This is a genomic window from uncultured Mailhella sp. (assembly GCF_944324575.1).
Lineage (GTDB): Bacteria > Desulfobacterota > Desulfovibrionia > Desulfovibrionales > Desulfovibrionaceae > Mailhella.
On sequence record NZ_CALUWV010000181.1, the window covers coordinates 1 to 3459 of the forward strand.

The following is a 3459-nucleotide window of genomic DNA, read 5'->3' on the forward strand; positions in this document are numbered from 1 at the left end:
GCGCCCTTAAGGCGCGAGTAAGTAACAAGCCCTTACAGGGCTGAACAAGCCACCCGTTTTACGGGTGGTCCTGACTTATATCGTCAAGAGAAATGCTCCCGTATGGCCTGACAGATGGTATTCATCGCACTGGACACGGGAAAACACAGAAAATTCTGCTGGGCACGGGAGACACACTGTCCTCAGACTGAAAGATCTGCAAGTGCCGTACGGCAGGAGCAGAACGTAAAGGGGCAAAGTCGAGAGATGTACGACATTTGCCTTTTTCAAGACAGGTCTACCAATATCTGTGAGGCGGCGGAGGCGGCGGGCGGTGTCCCTTGGGATGTGGCCGAGGTTTCTTGGGGGGCTTGTGATGTCCCGGAGGCGGAACGACGCATCCAGACAGGGCGGAAGCGGCCGTTCCGGCTGTCAGAAGAACTGCAAGAGTACGAAGAAATGTGCGCCTTGTGTGGTGCATGGAGGACCTCACATTTGTAATGTGTTAATTTTATTTGGACTATGATTCTGAGTTAGCATAGCTGGGGAAGTTGTCAATCGTTTCTTCCCTCAAAGGTCCTGTTCTTAAATGATCTGGAATTGCCGCATCATGACTGACGATGCATGACAGCGGGTAAAAACAGGGCGTCGATAGATATGTTCTGCACTCTGAGTCTCCCGCCATCGGATGATGAAAAACTTCCGGAAAAAGCAGTTTTTCAGAAGGACGGTATGCCCTGACAGAGAAAATTTTTCTATGCAGGTACAGCGTATTGCAGCACCATGCATTCTGCCGGCCATATTCTTCCGGAGCAGGGGAAAATCGAGGCTTATACCGTTTATACCGTTGGTCCGTATGGTCTGACTTTTTCTTCTGAGTACATTTTATTCAGCTTTCAAAACTGCAACAGTCGGAGAGTATTGTCAGAAGGTTTTTCTGATCAGCAAGTCGACCTGCTTACTATGAGAACGGTGTGATTGGAATACCGGTATGTGCACAATATGTCGTCAAGCACGTTTCTGCCTCTGGACGGAAAGGCCTGAAGTTGGAGATTCTGCCCAGCGGCGCTGCTTCAGCCTGTTCTGACGCGTTCTTTTCACGCGATGAGGGCACAGACAAAGGCCCGCACGTCAGAGAACAGCATGCAGTCCTCATTCTGTACGGACCTTGAGAAGCAGGGTTGACTGGCTCTCCGGCAAACGCAATACCCGGACCTTACAGCCAGCTCGGCTTTTTGTCGGACAGCGTGGCGTCGTTCATGGTGAATTCTTCGAGACTTCCGGCCTTCACCTGGATGCAGATGAAGCGGATGGCGCTGTCTGCGGAGGCGCTGATGCAGCGTTCTGCCTCGGGAGCAATGCGGAAGCAGTCTCCGGCCTTCAGAGGCGTTTCCTCTCCGTCGACGTACAATCTTCCCGATCCTTCAAGGATAAGGTAAACCTCTTCGTTCTGCTTGTGGGCGTGTACAAATGGAACGGAGATGCCTGCGGGCAGCGTATTGCAGGATATTTCAGCCCCGGTGAGGCCAAGCAAGTCGTGCAGTTCGTTTCTGGAGGCAGAAAAATCAATGGAAGCGAGTTTGTAATTTGCCATGGGATGTGCTCCTTTTATTTGATATCGAACTAATTGTCTGTATAAACTGACAGTATTCCATGGAGGATGCAACCTGCATGTAACCTGCCTGGTCCTGTTGCTGTAAGGGGAGCTTTTCAGTCAGTCTGTCCGGCGCGCGATCCGGTCGGACTTTTCTTAACCTTCTACAAACTTTTTCAGAAGACGTTCCAGCTCCTGCGCTTCTTCTTCCGTAAGTTTGGACAAAATGAGGCTCTGCAGGCCCTCTGAAATGTTTTCAAATGCCGGTCTGAGCTGGCGGCCCTTGTCGGTAAGGCGCACCTTGACGCCCCGGGAGTCCTCAGGGTCTGGAATACGCTCAACATAGCCGTTCTTTTCAAGCTTCGTTACCAGAGCTGTCACCGTGGATTTTGTCCGGTGGGCGTGTTGAGCCAGATCGCTCATGTTAAGCGCTTCACAGGCAAGAAGCCGGCCAAGAATATCACCGTGGCTGGGGGCAATATCGTGCAGGCCGACTTTTGCCAGTTCGGCGAGGATAAAGGCATTTCCGGCTTCACGCAGCCGACTGGCGTAATTGAGTATGGGCTGATGCTTCATGAAAATGATATTTAGTTTGATATCGAAATTAAGTCAAGAAAAAAATGGATCACGGCCCTTTGGTTCTGACCGTGATCCAAGGGAACCGGTATTCTGTGAGGAGGCTCAGACCGGACCCGTAAAATAGCTGCTTTGCTTGGGGAAGCTACTGTTTGTTTTTGTTCTGCAGGCGGTCTCGCAGGATGATGGCAAGAAGGTTCATGCCTACCACAAGGAAGATGAGCATGAGGGCCGTGCCGTACTGCAGGGGGAGAGTCTTTTCAATGTCGGTGCCGGACGTGGCCAGAATATACATATGGTAGGGCAGTGACATGACGGGACTCAGAAAGGAGTCGGGCATATGGGGAGTGAAGTAGACGGCGGCCGTGAACATGATGGCGCCGGTTTCGCCGGCAGCGCGGGCAAGACCGAGGATGCAGCCTGTCAGCATACCGGGAAAGGCGGCGGGAATGATCACGCGCAGAATGGTCTGTATCTTGGTGGCGCCCATGGCGAAGGAGGCTTCCCGCCAGGAGTCGGGCACGCGTCTCAGGGATTCTTCGGCCGTGTTGATGATGATGGGCAGGGTAAGAATGGCGAGTGTGAGTATGCCGGAAATAAGGCTTACCCCGAGGCCGAGAAATGTGACGAAGAAGGAGAGACCGAAAAGACCGAAGACGATGGAGGGCACACCGGCAAGGTTGTTGATGCCGAAACGTATGTAGTAGGTAAGGCGGGAATGACGGCTGTACTCATGCAGATACACGGCCGTGGCCACACCTATGGGAAAGACGATGACCATGGAGCCGAAAGCAAGAAGGAATGTACCCACGATGCAGGGCATGATACCGCCTTCCGTCATCATCTTTCGTGGATATTCAGTAAGAAACTCCCAGGAAAGGGAGGAAAAGCCGTTGATGGCAAGGTAGAGGCACACGCCGGAAAGTGCCAGCACGTTGATGGCGGCCGAAACGTACAGAAGTCCGAACATCAGGGACTGAAGGCGCATACGGAACTGATTGCGCGTTGCGGTATTCATGTATTTTCTCTCAAGCGTTTAGCATGACGGCCCCGGGCCGGAACGTTCAGCATCCGATGCCGGAGTTTTTCTTTTCAGCAATGCGGAAGGCCGTGGCGTTGAAGATGAGGGTAAAAATGATGAGGACGATGCCGGTGGCGAAGAGGGCATAGTAATGCTCGCTGTGGAAAGGGGCTTCGGCCATTTCCGCAGCGATGGAGGCGGGAATGGGGCGTACGGAGTCAAACAGCGAGGTGGGAATGACGGCAGCGCCGCCGGCTACCATGAGAACAACCATGGTCTCGCCTATGGA

The 3459-nt window shown here is 52.9% G+C and carries 3 protein-coding genes and 1 pseudogene; all 4 read right to left on the reverse strand.

From position 1 onward, the window contains the following. Positions 1–1195: 1195 nt before the first annotated feature. Positions 1196–1573, reverse strand: coding sequence for a cupin domain-containing protein (locus Q0J81_RS12250; RefSeq protein WP_294448250.1), 378 nt, complete (start codon positions 1571–1573; stop codon positions 1196–1198). Between the two features lie 156 nt (positions 1574–1729). Then, complete coding sequence (locus tag Q0J81_RS12255) at positions 1730–2149, reverse strand: MarR family transcriptional regulator (protein ID WP_294448251.1); 420 nt, start codon at positions 2147–2149, stop codon at positions 1730–1732. A gap of 145 nt (positions 2150–2294) precedes the next feature. Next, positions 2295–3167, reverse strand: coding sequence for a phosphate ABC transporter permease PstA (pstA, locus tag Q0J81_RS12260; protein ID WP_294448252.1), 873 nt, complete (start codon positions 3165–3167; stop codon positions 2295–2297). Between the two features lie 46 nt (positions 3168–3213). Further along, positions 3214–3459, reverse strand: a pseudogene (locus tag Q0J81_RS12265) (phosphate ABC transporter permease subunit PstC); the annotation flags it as partial.

Coding starts and splice junctions, on each gene's coding strand:
- pstA (WP_294448252.1), bottom strand. CDS start 3,167: ATGAATACCGCAACGCGCAATCAGTTCCGTATGCGCCTTCAGTCCCTG.
- Q0J81_RS12250 (WP_294448250.1), bottom strand. CDS start 1,573: ATGGCAAATTACAAACTCGCTTCCATTGATTTTTCTGCCTCCAGAAAC.
- Q0J81_RS12255 (WP_294448251.1), bottom strand. CDS start 2,149: ATGAAGCATCAGCCCATACTCAATTACGCCAGTCGGCTGCGTGAAGCC.